The organism is Vibrio sp. 10N.286.51.B11, assembly GCF_041469245.1.
GTDB lineage: Bacteria > Pseudomonadota > Gammaproteobacteria > Enterobacterales > Vibrionaceae > Vibrio > Vibrio crassostreae_C.
The window spans coordinates 105,412-124,852 of record NZ_JBFRKI010000026.1 but is presented as its reverse complement, the minus strand read 5'-3'; the positions used below and the strand labels follow the sequence as shown (position 1 = coordinate 124,852).

The window sequence follows — 19,441 nt, the reverse complement described above, 5'->3', positions numbered from 1 at the left end:
ATCAAGCATGGGAAATTTCATTTTAGTTCATTCAAAACGTCACTTAACTGTCATTTGTTGGGCATAACTTGAGCCTTAACTGAATAAGGATTGTTAAGGAGATCGTATGCGTACTATCGAACCTATTGTCCGCTGGGATGTGGCATTTTCTGTTTTCTGTTTAAACAACCGCTATGGCGGGCAACATGCAACGCTCAGTAAAGCGGTGTCTCATACTGGAGATGGACACCTTTATGTTTTGATTGCCTTGATTGCACTGCTGGTCGATAGCAACACCGGTCGAGACTTTCTTTTGGTGGGCTTAACCGCCTTCGCAATCGAACTGCCTATTTACTGGTTTGCTAAAAATACCCTCAAGCGCCGTCGACCAGCTGAATTCTCTTCACTACTTCACTCTCATATTGTGCCATCCGATAAATACAGTCTGCCTTCAGGGCATTCCGCTGCTGCTTTTGTTATGGCGACCCTAATCGGGCATTTCTATCCGAGCTTGTACCTCTTTAGCTTGGTGTGGGCAACTGCGATTGCAGGCTCTCGAATCCTGCTCGGTGTGCACTTTTTAACGGACGTACTGATTGGCGCAGCCTTGGGCATCGCTTGTACCAGCCTCGCTATCAGCTTCATCCTGTAATTATTTTGTTGGCAACCACTGCCGAGCTTAAGTGGTAAATTTAAAGGAACATGCATGAAAATTTTATATGGCGTACAAGGCACAGGAAATGGGCACATCGCTCGAGCGAGAGCAATGGCCGTCGCTTTTCGTCAGCAAAATATTGATGTCGATTTTCTGTTCTCTGGGCGAGATGAGAGCAAATACTTTTCGATGGAAGCGTTTGGCAACTATCAGACCCGCAGCGGCTTAACTTTTTACAGCGAGCAGGGGCAGGTTAAATACGGCAAAACATTCATGAAGAACAACATCTGGCGATTTCTCCGTGAGATTAACCAGATCGATCTTACGCCTTATGACTTAGTGATTAATGATTTTGAGCCTGTCACTGCATGGGCGGCTAAGAGACAAGGTGTGCCATGCATTGGGATAAGCCACCAGAATGCGTTTCGTTATGATGTACCCAAAGAAGGGGGCAACTGGATTGAACATTCAGTGATTCAACATTTCGCCCCAACCGAGCACTCTATTGGCTTGCACTGGTATCACTTTGAACAGCCGATTTTGCCGCCTATCGTTCACACGCTGGTTGGTGAGCAACAAATAAAAACAACACAAGACTTTACGTTGGTCTATTTGCCATTTGAGGATCTTGAGTCGATCTCAGAGCTGCTGATGAAGTTCATTTCGCAAAACTTTGTCTGTTACCACCCGGATGTGATTGAGCATAGCCGAGTTGAAAATATTGAGTTCAAACCACTGAGTCATGCGGGCTTTCAATTCGACCTCAATCAGTGCTCTGGTGTGGTCGCAAATGGCGGCTTTGAATTGCCATCTGAAGCCCTAACTTTGGGGAAGAAATTGCTTCTCAAACCACTCGAAGGACAGTTCGAACAACAGAGCAATGTGGCGACGCTAGAGGCCCTTGGGTTAGCTCAAACCATGACGTTTTTAGATGCGGCTATCTTGCGCGCTTGGCTCAGTGAAAAACAGGCCGAAGTGGTCACCTATCCAGACGTGGCAAGTGCACTCGTTGAGTGGGTATTAGCAGGGAATTGGTCTAATCAAGATGATTTAAGAAAGCAACTTTGGGACAAGGTCGACTTTCCAAGTTATGCATCGCTCACCTAACTCATAAGTGCTATTTCTGAATTGACCGGTTGAACAATTCACGAGTTCAATAAATTGTAACAAATGTAACCAAACGATAGAACAGCTAAATAAGTCGAAATTAAACTCATAAGTGACGCATTTTATGTTTTTTTATAACTCTATAAATAATTGATTTTTAGATGTTGTTTAATCATTAAGGTAAAATAAAATTATTCTTTATCAATCTTGTTGGTAGCTCGAGATGCATTGGTTAATAGTAATGTCAATCCGAAAAACATCGGTCTGATAAATATAAGAATTAGTGGTTATCTATTCTCATACCATTACCAATTTAACGCTGTCGAACCGACAAGAGGCAACTTGAATGTTAGATAAGAAAGACGCAATGAGTGCTATTGCAAGCTACAGAATGGAAAGCACACTTCGTGGAGTCGACTTAAATCTTTTGACTGTATTTGATGCAGTTATGCAAGAGCAAAACATTACACGTGCAGCTCACAATCTGGGTATGTCTCAGCCTGCTGTAAGTAACGCTGTTGCTCGTCTAAAAGTGATGTTTAACGACGAACTATTCATGCGCCAAGGTCGTGGTATTCAACCGACTCAACGTGCACGTCAGTTGTTTGGTCCTATCCGCCAAGCGCTACAATTAGTACGCAACGAATTACCAAGTTCTGTGTTCTCTCCAGAGTCTTCTTCTCGCCTGTTCAAGCTTGCGATTTGCAGCCCTTGTGACATGCGTTTTGCACCTAAGATTATGTCGACTATCAACGAGCAAGCACCTAGCGTTAAACTGCACATGGATGCTGAATTCGATCGTCAACTTTCTGAGCGTATGCGCTACCAAGAAATCGACTTCGTTATTGATTACGCTCGTTTTGATGAGCAAGGCTTCTCAAGCACTGAAATCTTCCAAGACGAATTAGTTGTGGTTGCTTCTGCTTCTCACCCACGTATCAACGGTGAAGTTTCTGCGGCAGAGCTGCTTAATGAAAAGCACGCGAAATTGTCTCGTATCCACGGTCAACGTAGCTTCTCTGAGCAAGCTTACCGTGACCTAGATTGCACGCCTTTCTACGAAGGTACGAGCTTGAGCAACGTTCTTTACGTTGTAGGCCAATCTGAACTAGTAACAATTGCTCCTCGTTGGATGGTAGAACATGCAGCAAACAAAGAGCAGCTTCAGATTCTAGATTTCCCATTCGATAATGCGGCGATTTCTGGCTTCCTAAGCTGGCACGAATCAAGTGAAAAGGATAAAGGACACATTTGGTTACGAGATCAGTTAATGATGATCTGTGGCGAAGTAGTGGCACTTAACTAGACACTAATCCCTATGATTTATAAGCCCTAAGCTAGGAGACTGGCTTAGGGCTTTTTTATGCGCGCTATTTTAGTAGGTAGAAAACTTAGCGTGAGACGTACTATTACTGATAACTTTGAGCTTCATCAGTTGCCTTTTTCATGATCAGAGGTACACTTGTGCGCTCAAAAAAGCTTACAGGTGTAAGCCAAAGGTAAAGAGATGGCCAATTTAGATTTTCATATCGTAAAAAGACTTCGTGACCAAATTGCCCAAGGCGGCAACCGTACAGCTTTGAAGCACAAAGTAGACAATGTATGGCAAGGTATTAGCTGGGAGCAGTTTGGACAACAAATCGATACGCTTTCATTAGCACTGTTGGCTCAGGGACTGAGAGTTCAAGATAAGATCGGTATCTATTCAAATAATATGCCTCAATGGACCGTGGCAGATTTTGCATCTTTACAAGCTCGTCTTGTGACTGTGCCGATTTATCCAACCAACACAGCAGCACAGTCGTCTTACATCATCCAAAATGCGGATGTGAAGATCTTATTCGTTGGTGAGCAAGTTCAATTTGACGCGGCGGTGAGCCTATTCGAAGAGTGTGAACAGCTAGAAGTGGTTGTCGCGATGTCTGATGATATCGATCTTCAAGGCCATAGCTTTGCGGTATCTTGGGCTGATTTCATGGCGCGCGGCGTTGAAGCACAACAAGCTGAACTTGACGTGCGTCTTGCTGATGCAAGCATGGACGACCTGCTGACTCTTATCTATACCTCTGGTACCACAGGTCAGCCAAAAGGCGTAATGCTTGATTACACCAACATTGGCTACCAGTTAGAAGGCCACGATGAGCGCCTTAGCCTGAGCAAAGACGATGTCTCATTGTGTTTCCTACCGTTATCACACGTATTTGAGCGTGCTTGGACGTTCTACGTTCTTTATAAAGGCGCAACCAACTGCTACCTGCAAGATACGATGCAAGTGCGTGATGCGCTAAGTGATGTGAAACCTACTGTAATGTGTGCGGTTCCACGCTTCTACGAGAAGATCTTCTCTGCGATTCACGAGAAGGTATCTAAAGCACCATTTATTCGTAAAGTGCTATTTACTTGGGCGGTGAACATGGGAGCAAAGCTTTCAGTTTGTCACCAAGAAGGTCGTACTCCATCGTTGATGCTGAAGAAGAGCCATGCGCTAGCTGATAAGCTTGTGCTATCTAAACTGCGTGCTCTACTCGGCGGTAACATCAACTTCATGCCATGTGGTGGCGCGAAGCTTGATGAGACGATTGGTCGCTTCTTCCATGCTATCGGCATCAACGTAAAACTTGGCTACGGTATGACAGAAACTACAGCAACAGTATCTTGTTGGGATGACCGCTGTTTTAACCCAGATTCGATTGGTATGTCGATGCCGGGCGCAGAAGTAAAAATTGGTGCTAAGGACGAGATTCTTGTTCGTGGTCCAATGGTGATGCGCGGTTACTACAAGATGCCAGAAGAGACCGCAAAGACATTCGATGAGCACGGTTTCTTGAAAACCGGTGATGCGGGTCATTTTGATGAAAATGGTAACCTGTTCATTACTGATCGTATCAAAGAGCTGATGAAAACCTCTGGTGGTAAGTATATTGCACCGCAAGTGGTTGAAGGCGCGATTGGTAAAGATCACTTTATCGAACAGATTGCTGTTATCGCTGATACGCGCAAATTCGTTTCTGCGCTGATTGTTCCTTGTTATGACTCGCTAGAAGAGTACGCCAAAGAGCTTAATATCAAGTATCACGATCGCGTTGAACTGGTTAAGCACCACCAAATCGTCGAGATGCTAGAAAAGCGTGTGAATGACCTACAGCAAGAACTGGCTAAGTTTGAGCAAGTGAAGAAATTCAAACTGCTACCAAAAGCATTTTCTATGGATGATGGTGAACTGACACCAACTCAAAAATTGCGTCGTAAAGTTATCAACGATAAGTATCAAGACGAAATCGAAGAAATGTACAACGAAAAGCCTAAAGATAAGTAGTTTTCTGCTTAGATAAATTTTCAGTTGTTTAAAAATCCCCCTACGAATGTGATTGCATTTTTAGGGGGATTTTTTGTATCTAATGACACAGCACAATGTGCGAAAGCGCACACCAGCAAGCTCGCGGTTTATCGATAAATAGCGATATATTAAAATATTAAGTGCTTTTTTTTGTTCGCTAACTAGTGTTTAAACCTGGCGTGGGGGGCTGAGTTGGGTTTTATTTAATGCTTTGAGCTAATAGTTGGTTTTTTGGCACAGTTGCCGAATAACAGGTGTTAGACCAGATGATAATAAAGCGTTAAAGTTGTTTCGTATTACTGTTTGTTGTTATCACGACAGACAGCCATAGCCGAAAAAGTGGAAGTATTTCGAATTAGGCTACGAATAAGCCCTAGACTATGAAAAACCAGCCCAACATGTTCACCAAATATGATTGGAAACTGGTGAGGAGAGCAATATGACAACAAAACCTGAAACAGCCATGTCATCCGGCGCTGAAATGTTATCCGGCGCTGAGATGGTGGTGCAGTCTCTAATTGAAGAGGGTGTAGAACAAATCTTTGGTTACCCAGGTGGTTCTGTACTTGATATCTACGATGCGTTGCATGCTAAAACTGCTGAAATTAAACACGTATTAGTGCGACACGAACAAGCCGCTACCCACATGGCAGATGGCTATACTCGTTCTACCGGTAAACCGGGTGTAGTACTTGTGTGTTCTGGTCCAGGTGCGACCAATACCGTTACTGGTATTGCAACCGCCTACATGGACTCAATCCCAATGATTGTTATTTCTGGTAACGTACCAAATAACCTCATTGGTAATGACGCCTTCCAAGAGTGTGACATCGTGGGTGTATCACGCCCGATCGTTAAACACAGCTTCTTAGTTAAGAAAGCGGAAGATATCCCTGAAGTCGTTAAAAAAGCATTCTATATTTCAACGACAGGGCGTCCCGGTCCTGTGGTTATTGATCTGCCGAAAGATATCTTAAACCCACAAATCAAGCTTCCTTATGAATACCCAGAAACGCTCAAAATGCGTTCGTATAACCCAACGGTTACGGGTCATAAAGGTCAGATCAAAAAGGCGCTAAAAGCCCTTCTTGAAGCGAAGAAGCCGGTACTTTATGTCGGTGGTGGTGCGGTTATTTCTGAGGCAGATAAGCCGCTGTTAAAATTAGCAGAGGCACTGAATTTACCTGTGGTAAGCACCCTAATGGGGCTTGGCGCTTTCCCTGGCACCCATAAGAACTCTTTGGGCATGTTAGGCATGCATGGTTTATATGAAGCCAATATGGCGATGCACAATGCGGATTTGATCTTTGGTATTGGCGTACGTTTCGATGATCGAACGACTAATAACCTAGATAAGTACTGCCCTGATGCGAAGATCATGCACATTGATATCGACCCATCTTCGATCTCTAAGAACGTAAAAGTGGATCTACCGATTGTAGGTTCTGCTGAAAAGGTTCTAGAGAGCATGGTGAACTTGCTCGTTGAGCAAGGCGGCACTAACGATGCAGAAGCGATTGAAAGCTGGTGGAGTGAAATCAAGCAGTGGCAAGAGCGTGACTGCCTAGCTTACGAGAAATCGTCTGAGCGCATCAAACCACAGCAAGTAATTGAAACACTGCATAAAGTAACCAATGGCGATGCCTATGTTGCTTCTGACGTAGGTCAACACCAAATGTTTGCTGCTTTATACTACCCGTTTAACAAGCCACGTCGTTGGATTAACTCTGGTGGTCTAGGCACGATGGGCTTTGGCCTGCCTGCTGGTATGGGCGTTAAGTTTGCTAAGCCAGATGAAGAGGTGGTTGTGGTAACCGGTGACGGCAGCATTCAAATGAATATCCAAGAGCTGTCGACTGCGCTGCAATACAATATCCCGGTTAAGATTATTAACCTTAACAACCGTTTCCTAGGCATGGTAAAACAGTGGCAAGACATTGTTTATCAAGGCCGTTACTCTAACTCATATATGGACTCTGTTCCTGATTTTGCTGCTATCGCTGAGGCTTATGGCCACGTTGGTATGCGCATTTCATCTCCGGATGAATTGGAATCAGGTTTGGAAAAAGCACTGGCGATGAAAGACCGTTTGGTATTTGTCGATATTAGTGTGGATGACACCGAGCACGTATACCCAATGCAGATCAAAGGCGAGGGTATGGATAACATGTGGCTAAGCAAAACGGAGAGAACATAATATGAGACACATTATTTCACTACTAATAGAAAACCAACCTGGTGCGCTTTCTCGTGTGGTTGGCTTGTTTTCTCAGCGTGGCTACAACATCGAGTCTTTGAACGTATCTCCAACCGATGATCCGACGCTGTCTCGTTTGAACGTCACTACTAACTCGAGCGAAATGCAGCTTGAGCAGATTCAGAAACAACTGCATAAGCTAATCGACGTACTTAAAGTACAAGAAGTGTCTGAACTTGAACACATTGAACGTGAGCTGTTGATGGTAAAAGTACGTGCGAGCGGCTTTGCTCGTGCGGAAGTGAAGCGCACAGCGGATATCTTCCGTGGTCAGATCGTTGATGTTACGGCTTCTCAATATACGGTTCAAATGGCGGGTACTAGCGAGAAACTGGATGCCTTCATTCAGGCGCTGTCTGAAGTGACGGAAGTGCTTGAAGTAGCTCGAAGTGGTGTTGTTGGCATCGCACGAGGCGAACGTGCGTTGAAAGCCTAGACGATAAGTCTTTAAAAAATAACTTTAAAGCCGCTTTTTTAAGCGGCTTTTATTTTGTTAATTTTTTAGAGTGCTATAATCCCGCGCTGCACTTCCATTCATCTGAGTTAGCAATGCGAAATAAAAAATCAATAATTACATTGCTGATTATCTCTATCATATTGTCTTCTGCAGTATGTCTGTATTATTTGCAGCGCTACAAAGAAGTAAAACAGCAGAGCTTTGACTACTCAGCTAAGCAAGCCGTTCATCAGTTAGTGTATGCCAAGCGAGATTATGATCTTCTCAAGACTCAGTTAGTCTCGGTCATGGAGCTACTCAGTCATAGCCAGAGCTTGGTTAACTTTGCTTCCTCTCCCTCAGACCAAACCAAACATCTACTTGAAGAGGTCTGGCAATCTGTTCTCGTGAACCAGAAGTGGTATACACAAATCCATCTGTTAGATGTCACTGGCAAAGAATTGGTGCGTGTTAACTACTCCTCTGATACCGGTAGAGTGACGTTTCCTCAACAGCTGCAAGATAGGTCGGATTCTAACTACTTCCAATACGCTCAAAAACTAGAAGCCGAACAGATTGGCGGTTGGGGTATTGAGCTTGAAACTGAGCATGGTGAAGTCACCTTCCCTTATTCGCCGGTAATCCGTGTCTTTACCCCAGTAGAAACCCCTGACGAAAGAGTAGGCTACCTCGTCATCAATCTTGATGTATGGGGCTTATCGTCGCGTCTGAGCTTTTCACCAGATAACGATCTTAGAGCAGAAGTTCTCAATGACGCGGGTTACTTCATCGCGAGTAACAACAGCGGTAAGTTGTTCGGAGACTCTATTCCTGAAAGAAAAGGCTATAACCTGAAAAATATCGCGCCGAAGACGTGGGATGCGATCTCCAATGATCAGGTGGGATACGTTTTTGAAGATGGTAATTTGTTTGCCTTTAACACGGTTATGCTCGCGAACAGTCAAAAGGTCCATTTACTGATTCAACTTAATCAAAAGCAACTGATGGATCGGGCTGAGCGTGATCTAGATGATTTGGCCCATGAAGAGATCATTGTTCTGATTACGGTGCTGATATTCGCTTTCCCGTTTGCTTACCTGGTGACGCACTGCCGACGCCGAAGCCTAGAGAGTAAATTGGCACGAGCCGCATTGAATGGTATGTCGGCAGTGATGATCTCTGACAAGCAGCACCGCACAATGATGATCAACAACGAATTTGAGAACATGACTGGGTACTGCAAAAAACAGGTGATCGGTCAAAATGCATTGCAGTTGCTGCTTGAGAATACCGACCAAGTGCTCTCAAGCTCGGCTATTTGGAGTCATTTAGAGCAAGAAGAAGTATGGGAAGGGGAGGTTCAGTGTAAGAACAAGCTGCGTATTCCTTTTACTGCGATCATGCGAGTGCATGCGGTCAAAAACAATTCAGGCAAAGTCAGTTACTACATCACCTCGTTGGTTGATATTTCCGTAAGGAAGGAGCTTGAGGTACGTTTGAGGATTTTAAGTGAACGTGACTCTTTGAGTAATCTCTGGAACCGACGAAAATTCGAAGAGCAGCTGGCCTACTATTCTCGCTTAGTTGAGCGTTACCCGATCGAAGCGACCACCTGCTTAGCCTTGGTGGACATCGATAACTTCAAGCGAATCAATGATGAGCTTGGCCACGACGAAGGTGACCGTGTGATCGCTGGTGTTGCTAAACTTCTGCAAGATAGCCTTCGTGGGACGGACTTTGTTGCACGTGTCGGAGGAGAAGAGTTTGCACTCTTGATGCCACACACGTCTCTGCCAGAAGCAAAGCGCGTATTGGATCGCTTGCGAATAGAGATTGAACTGGCAGCCGGAACTAAGGTAACGGTGAGTGTTGGCTTTACTGATTTAACAAGTAACAGTACTCGCTCATACAAGTGTGCCGATGTTGCGCTTTACGAATCTAAATCGTCTGGTCGTAATACGGTCTCTATGTGTCCTAGCTACGATGATGTCGCTTAGGTTCGCTTCTATCTAGTCCTGTCTTCTCTTTGCTTCACCTCTTCAAGCTGGCCCCGACTCACTTTATCTCTCCCCCTTTTTATAGGAATCTCACTTTTGAGCGACCTATGTCACAAAATCTATACAGTTAGACTAAAGTCTAATGCTGGTGGAAATTTGAGCTAAAATGAACAATAAGTAAACTACCTTGCTTCAGATTACATCGTGCTTAACGGTGTAATAAATAGAGTGTTTACCAGATGTAAAAGGATGACACCGTTAACTTAATTCAACTGATTAGCTAGCCTTTTCAATGGTTTGAAAGGCAGCAGTAGAATTAGGTTAGCTGGAGCAAGAGTTTGGGGATCATACAGTCTGGTTAAAAGAGGCGTGGTATGTTTGTCGATTTTTTAGTGAGGTTAACCATAGGCACATTAGCCATTCTTGGCTTTCAATTGAGTGCTTTGTATTTTTTACCTATGGTTGTGCTACTCAATACTCATCACAAAGAGTTTTTTGGGTGGTAGTTCAGTCGTAATACTGGAAACAAAAAACGGAGCCATTGGGCTCCGTTTTTATTTGGTTAGAAGCTACTTTAGCGTTATGCCGCTTCGATAACTTCTTCAATTCGTTTCATTGAACCTAGCAGGTGTTGATCAAGCAGTTCAGTCGCTTGTTCTACATTCTTAGAGAGTACTAGTTTCATGATCATTTCGTGTTCATCAATATTGAACAGATCATCTGATGCGCTTTCTGCAGACATAGCGAGGAAGCGGTAACGTTTCACTTGGTTAATTAGGTCATCAAAGAACTTAAACATGTTCTCTGAATCTGCACCTTCAAGCAGTGCGACATGGAATTGCTGGTGGCGCTCTTCCCATTCTACACAGTCAAACTCTTCAGATACGTACTGTACTCGCGATAGTTTATGGTAAGACGTTAGTACATCCAGTTCCCAGCTCTCATCACCTGCTGCAATCGCTTTTTTAAGCAGAACCGATGATACAACACGAAGGCTTTCGTATAGGTCATTCAGTTCTTTCTTTGATACAGGAGATACCCAGCAGCCTTTTTGTGGCTCTAGCTTTACGTATTTGCTCCAAGATAACTGTACCAAGGCTTCGCGAATAGGGGATGCGCCAACGTTGTAGCGTGCTTTTAGATCAGCAACAACAAGCTTTTGGCCTGGGGTTAACTCACCATTAAGAATATCTTGGCGAATCATCTTTGATACTTTGTCAGTGAGCGTAGGACTAGACATTACAAACCTCATCTATATATGATTTCTAGTCTGCTAATCCGTCTCTTAGAAAGAGTCAGTTGGAGGTTAACAGTACGTAGTTCTATTGTGATTGATAATACAGCGTACTGAAAAGTTAGGCAAGATTTTGTTTCATAAAAAAAGAGGGCCGAAGCCCTCTTTTATATTTTATGCGAATCGGTTCATTCTTATAGAACGTGAACAGATGCCGTGTTTGTAGTACCAGAAGCTACTAGAGCACCAGAAACCATAACTACGATGTCGCCTTTGTTACCTAGGCCAGATTGTAGAGCGATTTCTTTACCGTTGATGTAGAACGCGTCTGTGTTCTCGATAGAGTCAACAAGAACTGGCTTAACACCTTTAGTAAGAACTAGCTGTGCAGCTGTCTTTTCGTTAGTTGTTAGAGCTAGGATGTTTGCAGTTGGGAAGTACTTACGTACTGAACGTGCAGATTTACCGCCTTCAGTTGCAACAACGATTAGAGGAGCAGCTAGCTTCTCTGCTGTGTCTACGGCGCCTTTACATACTGCTTCAGTGATGCGTAGACGTGGGCTGTCTAGACGAGAACCTAGCTCAGCTTTAAGAGCTGAATCAGTACGGTTCGCGATTTGAGCCATGATAGTAACAGCTTCAACTGGGTACTTACCTTTAGCAGTTTCACCAGAAAGCATTACTGCATCAGTACCATCCATGATTGCGTTCGCAACGTCACCCGCTTCAGCACGAGTTGGACGTGGGTTGCTGATCATAGAGTCAAGCATTTGAGTTGCAGTGATAACCATCTTACGTGCACGGTTACACTTCTCGATCATCATCTTCTGAGCGAAGATTACTTCTTCAGCTGGGATTTCAACACCTAGGTCACCACGAGCAACCATGATGCCGTCAGAAGCTTCAAGGATTGAATCGAAGTTATCTACACCTTCTTGGTTTTCAATCTTAGAAATGATGTGGATGTTCTCGCCGCCGTTAGCGTTTAGAAGCTCACGGATTTCTTTAACGTCTTCTTCTTTACGGATGAAAGAAGCAGCAACGAAATCTACGCCTTGCTCACAACCAAACTTAAGGTCAGCTTTGTCTTTCTCAGAAAGAGCAGGAAGTTGAACAGAAACGCCAGGAAGGTTAACACCTTTGTTTTCGCCTAGAGCACCGTTGTTAAGAACTTTACACTTAACTTCAGTTTCTGTTGTTGCGATAACTTCCATTTCGATTAGGCCGTCATCAACAAGGATAGTGTTACCTGCTGTTAGGTCTTTAGCGAAACCTAGGTAAGTTACTGCTACTACGTCTTTGTTACCAACAACTGTTGCGTCAGTTGTGAAAGTGAACTCTTGACCAGCTACTAGATCTACGTCGTTACCATCTTCAAGTTTGATAGTACGGATTTCTGGACCTTTAGTATCTAGAAGGATAGCAAGTTGCTCACCTTTGTTTTCCATTACTTTACGGAAGTTCGCGATACGAGTGCCGTGCTCTGCGAAATCACCGTGAGAGAAGTTAAGACGCATAACGTTCATGCCAGCATCTACTAGTTCAGTTAGCTTCTCTACAGATTCAGTTTTAGGGCCAATCGTACATACGATTTTGGTCTTTTTCATGGAAGGTACTCTCCGGTAAGTATTGTTACAATTTGAAATTTATTTAAGTTCTGAAGATTGGTCCGCTACATCAACATTTTGTGCCTGTTGTGTAAAAGCGCGGGACTTCCAATATGTTCTTCAGAGTTGTAAGTCTTTCATCAATTTTAGTCATTTTATGACTAAAAGATTTTGATTCAATATCGGTTTTCTGTGACTTACCCCACTATATAGGGGGTAGGTTGCAAAAAAATAACAGTCAGTTTTGTAATTTTTTTTCTTTTCGGGTGCGGATTCTACCACCTAATGAGTTCAATATCACTGCTTAACAATTGTCTTAGGACAAGGTTTTATCGCTATTTATTAATTTTTTGGATCAAAATAAATGGACTAAATAGTTTCGTTGTAACTATAATATGTTTCATATCGAAACTTAATGGCCTTTTTTAAATGTCGAAACGAAACACCCAGCTCAGAAGACATGCAATTTCTAACCTAGTGAATGAAAAAGGGGAGGTTAGTGTTGATGAATTATCCGCTAAGTTCGAAACCTCAGAAGTCACTATTAGAAAGGACTTGGCGTCTTTAGAGAAAAACGGTCAGCTTTTACGCCGTTATGGTGGTGCGATTTCGTTACCGAAAGAGGTTGTCAACGAAGAGCTGGGTCAACAAGTTTCGACTCGAAAGATTTCATTGGCAAAAGCCGCTGCAGATTTAATTCGCGACCATAACCGCATCGTGATCGATAGTGGCAGTACGACCGGTGCTCTAATTCAGCAGCTTAATGCTAAGCGTGGCTTGGTTGTTATGACCAACTCATTGCACGTTGCTAATGCGCTTAATGAGCTTGAAAGCGAGCCGACGTTATTAATGACTGGCGGCACTTGGGATACCCATTCGGACTCTTTCCAAGGCAAAGTTGCAGAGTCGGTACTTCGTGCTTACGATTTTGACCAACTATTTATTGGGGCTGATGGTATCGACCTCGATAGAGGCACAACCACGTTTAACGAACTGGTTGGCCTGAGCAAAGTAATGGCTGAAGTGTCACGAGAAGTGATCGTGATGGTTGAGTCGGAAAAGGTGGGACGAAAGATCCCGAACTTAGAGCTGGCATGGGAACACATTGACATCTTAATTACCGATACAGACTTAGGCGAAGAATCCAAAGCAAGTATCGAATCACATGATGTTCGAGTGATCCTGACCGATCCAGCGTAAAAACAAATTTAAGTATTATGCATTTACCTTCCTATAATTGATCTTAATGAAGACTTGGCCTTTGCTTGCTGCCAATAGGAATAAAACAAAATTGATGGAGTGAAACTATGTGTGGAATTGTTGGTGCAGTAGCACAGCGTGATGTAGCTGAAATTTTAGTAGAAGGCCTTCGTCGTCTAGAATACCGTGGCTACGATTCAGCTGGTGTCGCTGTAGTCGATACTGAATCTAACCTAACTCGTGTACGCCGCCTAGGTAAAGTACAAGAGCTAGCTGACGCAGTAGAAGAGCAACAAGTGATTGGTGGTACAGGTATCGCTCATACACGTTGGGCGACACACGGTGAGCCGTCTGAAGCGAACGCACACCCACACATGTCTGGTGATATTGCCGTTGTACACAATGGCATTATCGAAAACCACGAAGCACTGCGCGCTATGCTGCAAGAGCGTGGTTACGTATTTACTTCACAAACGGATACAGAAGTTATTGCTCACTTAGTTGAGTGGGAACTTCGCACTTCAGCTTCTTTGGTTGAAGCGCTACAGAAAACAGCAAAACAATTAGACGGTGCGTACGGCACGGTTGCGGTTGATCGTAAAGATCCTAGCCGTATCGTTGTAGCTCGTTCTGGTAGCCCGATCGTTATCGGTTTTGGTGTCGGCGAGAACTTCCTTGCTTCTGATCAACTGGCGCTACTGAGCGTAACTCGTCGCTTCATGTACCTAGAAGAAGGTGATGTTGCTGAGGTAACTCGTCGTGATGTTACGGTATTTGATGTAGCGGGTGAGCGTGTTGAGCGTGAAATCGTTGAGTCAAACGCTGAACACGACGCAGGTGACAAAGGTCAATACCGCCACTTCATGCAGAAAGAGATCTTCGAGCAGCCAACAGCGCTGATCAATACAATGGAAGGCCGTATCTCTGACACTTCGGTTATCACTAACGCGATCGGCGTTAAAGCTGAAGAGATCCTAAGCAAGGTTGAACACGTGCAGATCATCGCATGTGGTACGTCTTACAACTCAGGCATGGCAGCGCGTTACTGGTTTGAATCTCTAGCTGGCGTAAGCTGTGACGTAGAGATTGCTTCTGAATTCCGTTACCGTGATTTCGTTGTTCGTCCGAACAGCCTATTGGTGACTCTGTCTCAATCTGGTGAAACGGCGGATACGCTTGCTGCACTTCGTCTTGCAAAAGAGAAGGGTTATATGTCTGCAATGACTATCTGTAACGTTGCGGGTTCTTCACTGGTTCGTGAATCTGATTTTGCCTTCATGACTCGCGCAGGAACAGAGATCGGTGTTGCTTCTACTAAAGCTTTCACAACTCAACTAGCAGCGATGCTGATGATGGTAACGTCAATTGGTCGTCTACAAGGTCGTATCAATGAAGAAAAAGAAGCGGAAATCGTTCAAGCACTTCACCAACTGCCTGCTGATATCGAGAAAGCATTAGCGTTCGATAAAGAAATTGAAGCACTGGCACCTGATTTTGCTGATAAGCATCACACACTGTTCTTGGGTCGTGGTGAGTTCTACCCAATCGCGATGGAAGCGTCTCTTAAACTGAAAGAGATCTCTTACATCCACGCAGAAGCATACGCAGCTGGTGAGCTTAAGCACGGTCCTTTGGCTCTTATCGATGCAGATATGCCTGTAGTCGTTATTGCACCAAGCAACGACTTGCTAGAGAAGCTGAAATCGAACGTTGAAGAAGTGCGTGCTCGTGGCGGTCTACTTTACGTATTCGCTGATGAAGATGCGGGCTTTGAAAGCGATGAGAACATGAAGATCATCAAGATGCCTCACGTAAGTGAAGTAACAGCGCCTATCTACTACACAGTACCGATGCAGCTGCTGTCTTACCATGTCGCACTAATAAAAGGTACCGACGTTGACCAACCTCGTAACCTAGCGAAAGCGGTAACAGTTGAGTAATCGACAGCTTACCTAAGATATAGATAATAAGAAGCCCATCCTGTGATGGGCTTTTTTATGTCTGTTAGTTAACGATCAGTGTTAGAGCTAGCTGTAGCGTCATTAAGCGCTCAGTGCTTGCTCTAGGTCAGCCAAGATATCGTCAATGTGCTCGATACCTACTGATAGGCGAATCATCTCCGGTGATACACCGGCTTGTTTCTGTTCAGCTTCGCTTAGTTGACGGTGTGTCGTCGAAGCTGGGTGACAAGCGAGAGATTTCGCATCGCCAATGTTAACTAAGCGCTTGAAGATTTGCAGTGCATCATAGAAGCGAACACCGGCTTCATAACCGTCTTTTAAACCAAAAGATAGAATGGCCGATGGCTTACCTTGCATGTACTTTTCAGCGAGTGGATAGAATTCTGAATCAGGCAGGCCAGCGTAACTTACCCAACTGACTTTCTCGTGTTGCTTGAGGTATTCCGCTACTTTCAAGGCATTCTCTGTGTGTCGCTCCATGCGTAGCGACAACGTCTCCAAACCTTGCATCAACATGAAAGCATTCATTGGTGACAGTGCTGCACCTGTATTACGTAGGGGAACCGTTCTAGCACGACCAATAAACGCAGCCTCACCAAAGGCCTCGGTATAAACCACGCCATGATAAGAAGGCTCTGGCTGATTAAACACAGGGAAGCGGTCCTTGTGCTGTGCCCATGGGAATTTACCTGAGTCGACAATCACGCCACCTAACGTTGTACCGTGACCACCCACGTATTTAGTTAGTGAGTGCACCACGATGTCAGCACCAAAATCGATAGGTTTACACAGTACAGGCGTCGCCACCGTGTTATCAACAATCACAGGTACACCTTGTGCGTGAGCAAGTTCAGCAACACGCTCTAAGTCGATAATATTACCTGCTGGGTTACCGATACTTTCACAGTAAACCGCCTTGGTTTTTTCATCGATCAGTGCCGCTAAGCTTTCTGGTTTGTCGTCTTTAGCAAAACGAACTTCAATTCCTTGGTTTGGCAACATGTGAGCAAATAGGGTGTAAGTACCACCGTAAAGCTGAGGTGTTGAAACAATGTTGTCACCGATTTGCGCCAACGTCTGAATCGCATAGTTGATCGCAGCACTGCCCGCACTTACCACTAAGCCTGCGATACCTCCTTCTAAGGCGGCCATGCGTTTTTCTAACACATCATTGGTTGGGTTCATTATGCGAGTGTAGATATTGCCTGGCACCGCAAGGTTGAAGAGGTCGGCGCCGTGTTGTGCGTCATCGAATTCGTACGCGACGGTTTGGTAAATAGGAGTGGCAACCGATTTGGTTGTTGGATCAGTGTCGTAACCGAAGTGAATCGAGAGTGTTTCGTCTTTCATGTTTCTTCCCTGAACTATTGAATGATTTGTGTACACTCATATTGCCGATTTTTTTATAAAAGAAAAGTATGTTTAGTCACAGAGAGGCAATTGGAATTGTGTGCGGGATGATTCGTTATTGGTTAGGAAATGCAGGGCGTAAGTTGTACAGATTTAGAAAAGCAAAAAGCCAGAGCAGCATGAACTGTTCTGGCTTTTCTAATTTGGTGGCCCCTCCCAGATTTGAACTGGGGACCGAACGATTATGAGTCGTGCGCTCTAACCACTGAGCTAAGGGGCCGTAGGGCATAGATTATAGGGGAAGCGTTCAATGGTGTCTAGACACTATAAGGGGCAATTCCGCTTACATCTTAGCCACTTAAATCACACAGATAAAAAAAAGGTGAGCCAACGCTCACCTTTTCTTATTTATGCTTAAAAGCTAACCACACTTGAGTGTGCGATTACTCGTCTAGGAAGCTACGCAGAGTTTCTGAGCGGCTTGGGTGACGAAGTTTACGCAGTGCTTTTGCTTCGATCTGACGGATACGTTCACGAGTTACGTCGAACTGTTTACCAACCTCTTCAAGAGTGTGGTCAGTGTTCATGTCGATACCGAAACGCATACGCAGTACTTTAGCTTCACGAGGTGTTAGGCCTGCAAGAACGTCTTTAGTTGCACCGCGTAGGCTGGTTGCCGTTGCAGAGTCTAGAGGTAGTTCTAGCGTTGTATCTTCGATGAAATCACCTAGGTGCGAATCTTCGTCGTCACCGATTGGTGTCTCCATTGAGATTGGCTCTTTAGCGATTTTCAGTACTTTACGGATCTTGTCTTCAGGCATTTGCATGCGTTCAGCCAGTTCTTCCGGAAGTGGTTCACGACCCATCTCTTGTAGCATTTGACGAGAGATACGGTTTAGTTTGTTGATCGTTTCGATCATGTGAACCGGAATACGGATAGTACGAGCTTGGTCGGCAATCGAACGAGTGATTGCTTGACGGATCCACCAAGTAGCGTAAGTAGAGAACTTGTAACCACGACGGTATTCAAACTTATCTACCGCTTTCATCAGACCGATGTTACCTTCTTGGATTAGATCCAGGAATTGTAGACCACGGTTTGTGTACTTCTTAGCAATCGAGATTACTAGACGTAAGTTCGCTTCAACCATCTCTTTCTTCGCACGACGAGCTTTCGCTTCACCGATAGACATGCGACGGCTGATATCTTTGATGCTTTGAACAGTAAGAGACGTTTCACGTTCGATCATATCCAGTTTTTGGATAGAGCGACGGATGTCGTGCTCGTTACGTTTAATCTTTTCTGCGTATGGCTTGTCTGAAGCAAGAACTTCATCCAACCATGCTTCGCTAGATTCGTTGCCAGTAAATAGAGCAATGAAAGATTTCTTCGGCATTTTGCCGTACTCAACCGTTTGACGCATGATTAGGCGTTCTTGAGTACGTACGCGATCCATAGAGTTACGCAGTTCGTTTACTAGGTAATCAAACTGTTTTGGTGTTAGACGGAACTCTTTGAATACGTCTTGCATCATTGTTGTTGCAAGCATTGCTTTCGGGCTTTCATGGCCGTACTCGTTGATCGCTAGTTGACGATTCTGGTAGCTAGTACGAAGTGCTGTGAACTTCTCAAGAGCAAGTTCAGGATCGATACCTGTATCTTCTTCTTCCTCTTCCTCGTCGTCTTCTGCGTCTTCTTTGTCTTCGTCTTCCAGATCAGTTTCAGCAAGTTCTGAACCGATGTGAGTCGCCGTTGGCGCAGCTGTGCCATCGTCGTCTGGGTCAACAAAGCCATTGATTAGGTCTGTTAAGCGAATCTCTTCTGCTTGTACGCGGTCAAACTGTTCCAAGATGTATGGAATAGTGCCTGGGTACTCAGCAACCGATAGTTGAACTGTATTGATACCATCTTCAATACGCTTCGCAATGTCGATTTCGCCTTCACGAGTCAGTAGTTCAACTGTACCCATTTCACGCATGTACATACGAACTGGGTCAGTAGTACGGCCAATCTCGCTTTCTACGCTTGAAAGCGCAGCAGCTGCAGCTTCGGCTGCATCTTCATCTATATTGGCATCGTCATCATTAAGTGCTAGATCATCAGCATCAGGTGCAGTTTCAACTACCTTGATACCCATGTCGTTGATCATTTGAATGATGTCTTCTACCTGTTCAGAATCCACGATTTCTGCAGGTAGGTGGTCGTTTACTTCGGCGTAGGTCAGATAGCCTTGTTCCTTGCCTTTAATAACAAGTAATTTTAGCTGTGACTGCGGATTTTGATCCATAGATGATATCCAACTTCAGGTCTGGTGAAGGAC

Annotated in this window: 13 protein-coding genes and 1 tRNA gene; 9 read left to right on the top strand and 5 right to left on the bottom strand. The window is 44.5% G+C overall.

The genetic code is table 11. The annotated features are described in order from the left end of the window. Nucleotides 1-106: 106 nt before the first annotated feature. The 7 genes from AB4154_RS13845 (at nt 107) to AB4154_RS13815 (ending at nt 9,768) form a co-directional block, all read left to right on the top strand. Nucleotides 107-631 (top strand): phosphatase PAP2 family protein, encoded by a 525-nt coding sequence (locus tag AB4154_RS13845; RefSeq protein WP_017062930.1) that lies wholly within the window; start codon nt 107-109, stop codon nt 629-631. Between the two features lie 54 nt (nt 632-685). Next, nucleotides 686-1,741, top strand: a complete 1,056-nt coding sequence (locus AB4154_RS13840; RefSeq protein ID WP_102321198.1) for an MJ1255/VC2487 family glycosyltransferase — start codon at nt 686-688, stop codon at nt 1,739-1,741. A 346-nt stretch (nt 1,742-2,087) separates the two neighbouring features. Next, complete coding sequence (gene leuO, locus AB4154_RS13835; RefSeq protein WP_017061397.1) at nt 2,088-3,047, top strand: transcriptional regulator LeuO; 960 nt, start codon at nt 2,088-2,090, stop codon at nt 3,045-3,047. A gap of 201 nt (nt 3,048-3,248) precedes the next feature. Then, a complete protein-coding gene (locus AB4154_RS13830; RefSeq protein WP_136973936.1) occupies nt 3,249-5,057 on the top strand; it encodes a long-chain fatty acid--CoA ligase in 1,809 nt (602 codons plus the stop codon). 460 nt (nt 5,058-5,517) lie between these two features. Beyond that, the gene (locus AB4154_RS13825) at nt 5,518-7,275 is read left to right on the top strand and encodes an acetolactate synthase 3 large subunit (protein ID WP_017062926.1); all 1,758 of its coding nucleotides are present in this window, start codon (nt 5,518-5,520) and stop codon (nt 7,273-7,275) included. Between the two features lies 1 nt (nt 7,276). Continuing rightward, complete coding sequence (gene ilvN, locus AB4154_RS13820; RefSeq protein WP_136973935.1) at nt 7,277-7,771, top strand: acetolactate synthase small subunit; 495 nt, start codon at nt 7,277-7,279, stop codon at nt 7,769-7,771. Between the two features lie 113 nt (nt 7,772-7,884). After that, the gene (locus AB4154_RS13815) at nt 7,885-9,768 is read left to right on the top strand and encodes a diguanylate cyclase (RefSeq protein WP_017068819.1); all 1,884 of its coding nucleotides are present in this window, start codon (nt 7,885-7,887) and stop codon (nt 9,766-9,768) included. 580 nt (nt 9,769-10,348) lie between these two features. On the opposite strand, the gene AB4154_RS13810 is transcribed toward AB4154_RS13815, so the two are convergent. Next, nucleotides 10,349-11,020 carry a GntR family transcriptional regulator gene (locus tag AB4154_RS13810; RefSeq protein WP_080582236.1) on the bottom strand — a complete coding sequence of 224 codons (672 nt, stop codon included), beginning with the start codon at nt 11,018-11,020 and terminating at the stop codon, nt 10,349-10,351. Between the two features lie 176 nt (nt 11,021-11,196). Beyond that, nucleotides 11,197-12,609: a pyruvate kinase PykF gene (pykF, locus tag AB4154_RS13805; protein ID WP_017061403.1), complete on the bottom strand. Its 1,413-nt coding sequence runs from the start codon at nt 12,607-12,609 to the stop codon at nt 11,197-11,199. Nucleotides 12,610-13,038: 429 nt separating this feature from the next. Here pykF and AB4154_RS13800 point away from each other — a divergent pair, with 429 nt between their 5' ends. Together AB4154_RS13800 and glmS are read left to right on the top strand one after the other, a co-directional pair. Further along, entirely contained in the window at nt 13,039-13,809 is a 771-nt protein-coding gene (locus AB4154_RS13800; protein ID WP_017061404.1) for a DeoR/GlpR family DNA-binding transcription regulator, read from the top strand. 107 nt (nt 13,810-13,916) lie between these two features. Further along, nucleotides 13,917-15,749, top strand: a complete 1,833-nt coding sequence (glmS, locus tag AB4154_RS13795; protein ID WP_017061405.1) for a glutamine--fructose-6-phosphate transaminase (isomerizing) — start codon at nt 13,917-13,919, stop codon at nt 15,747-15,749. Between the two features lie 102 nt (nt 15,750-15,851). On the opposite strand, the gene AB4154_RS13790 is transcribed toward glmS, so the two are convergent. The 3 genes from AB4154_RS13790 to rpoD all read right to left on the bottom strand — a co-directional run bounded on the left by AB4154_RS13790 (nt 15,852) and on the right by rpoD (nt 19,408). After that, entirely contained in the window at nt 15,852-17,120 is a 1,269-nt protein-coding gene (locus AB4154_RS13790) for an O-acetylhomoserine aminocarboxypropyltransferase/cysteine synthase family protein (RefSeq protein WP_017061406.1), read from the bottom strand. A gap of 204 nt (nt 17,121-17,324) precedes the next feature. Then, a tRNA-Ile gene (locus AB4154_RS13785) sits at nt 17,325-17,400 on the bottom strand. A 163-nt stretch (nt 17,401-17,563) separates the two neighbouring features. Beyond that, a complete protein-coding gene (gene rpoD / locus AB4154_RS13780) occupies nt 17,564-19,408 on the bottom strand; it encodes an RNA polymerase sigma factor RpoD (RefSeq protein ID WP_048614894.1) in 1,845 nt (614 codons plus the stop codon). Nucleotides 19,409-19,441: the final 33 nt, after the last annotated feature.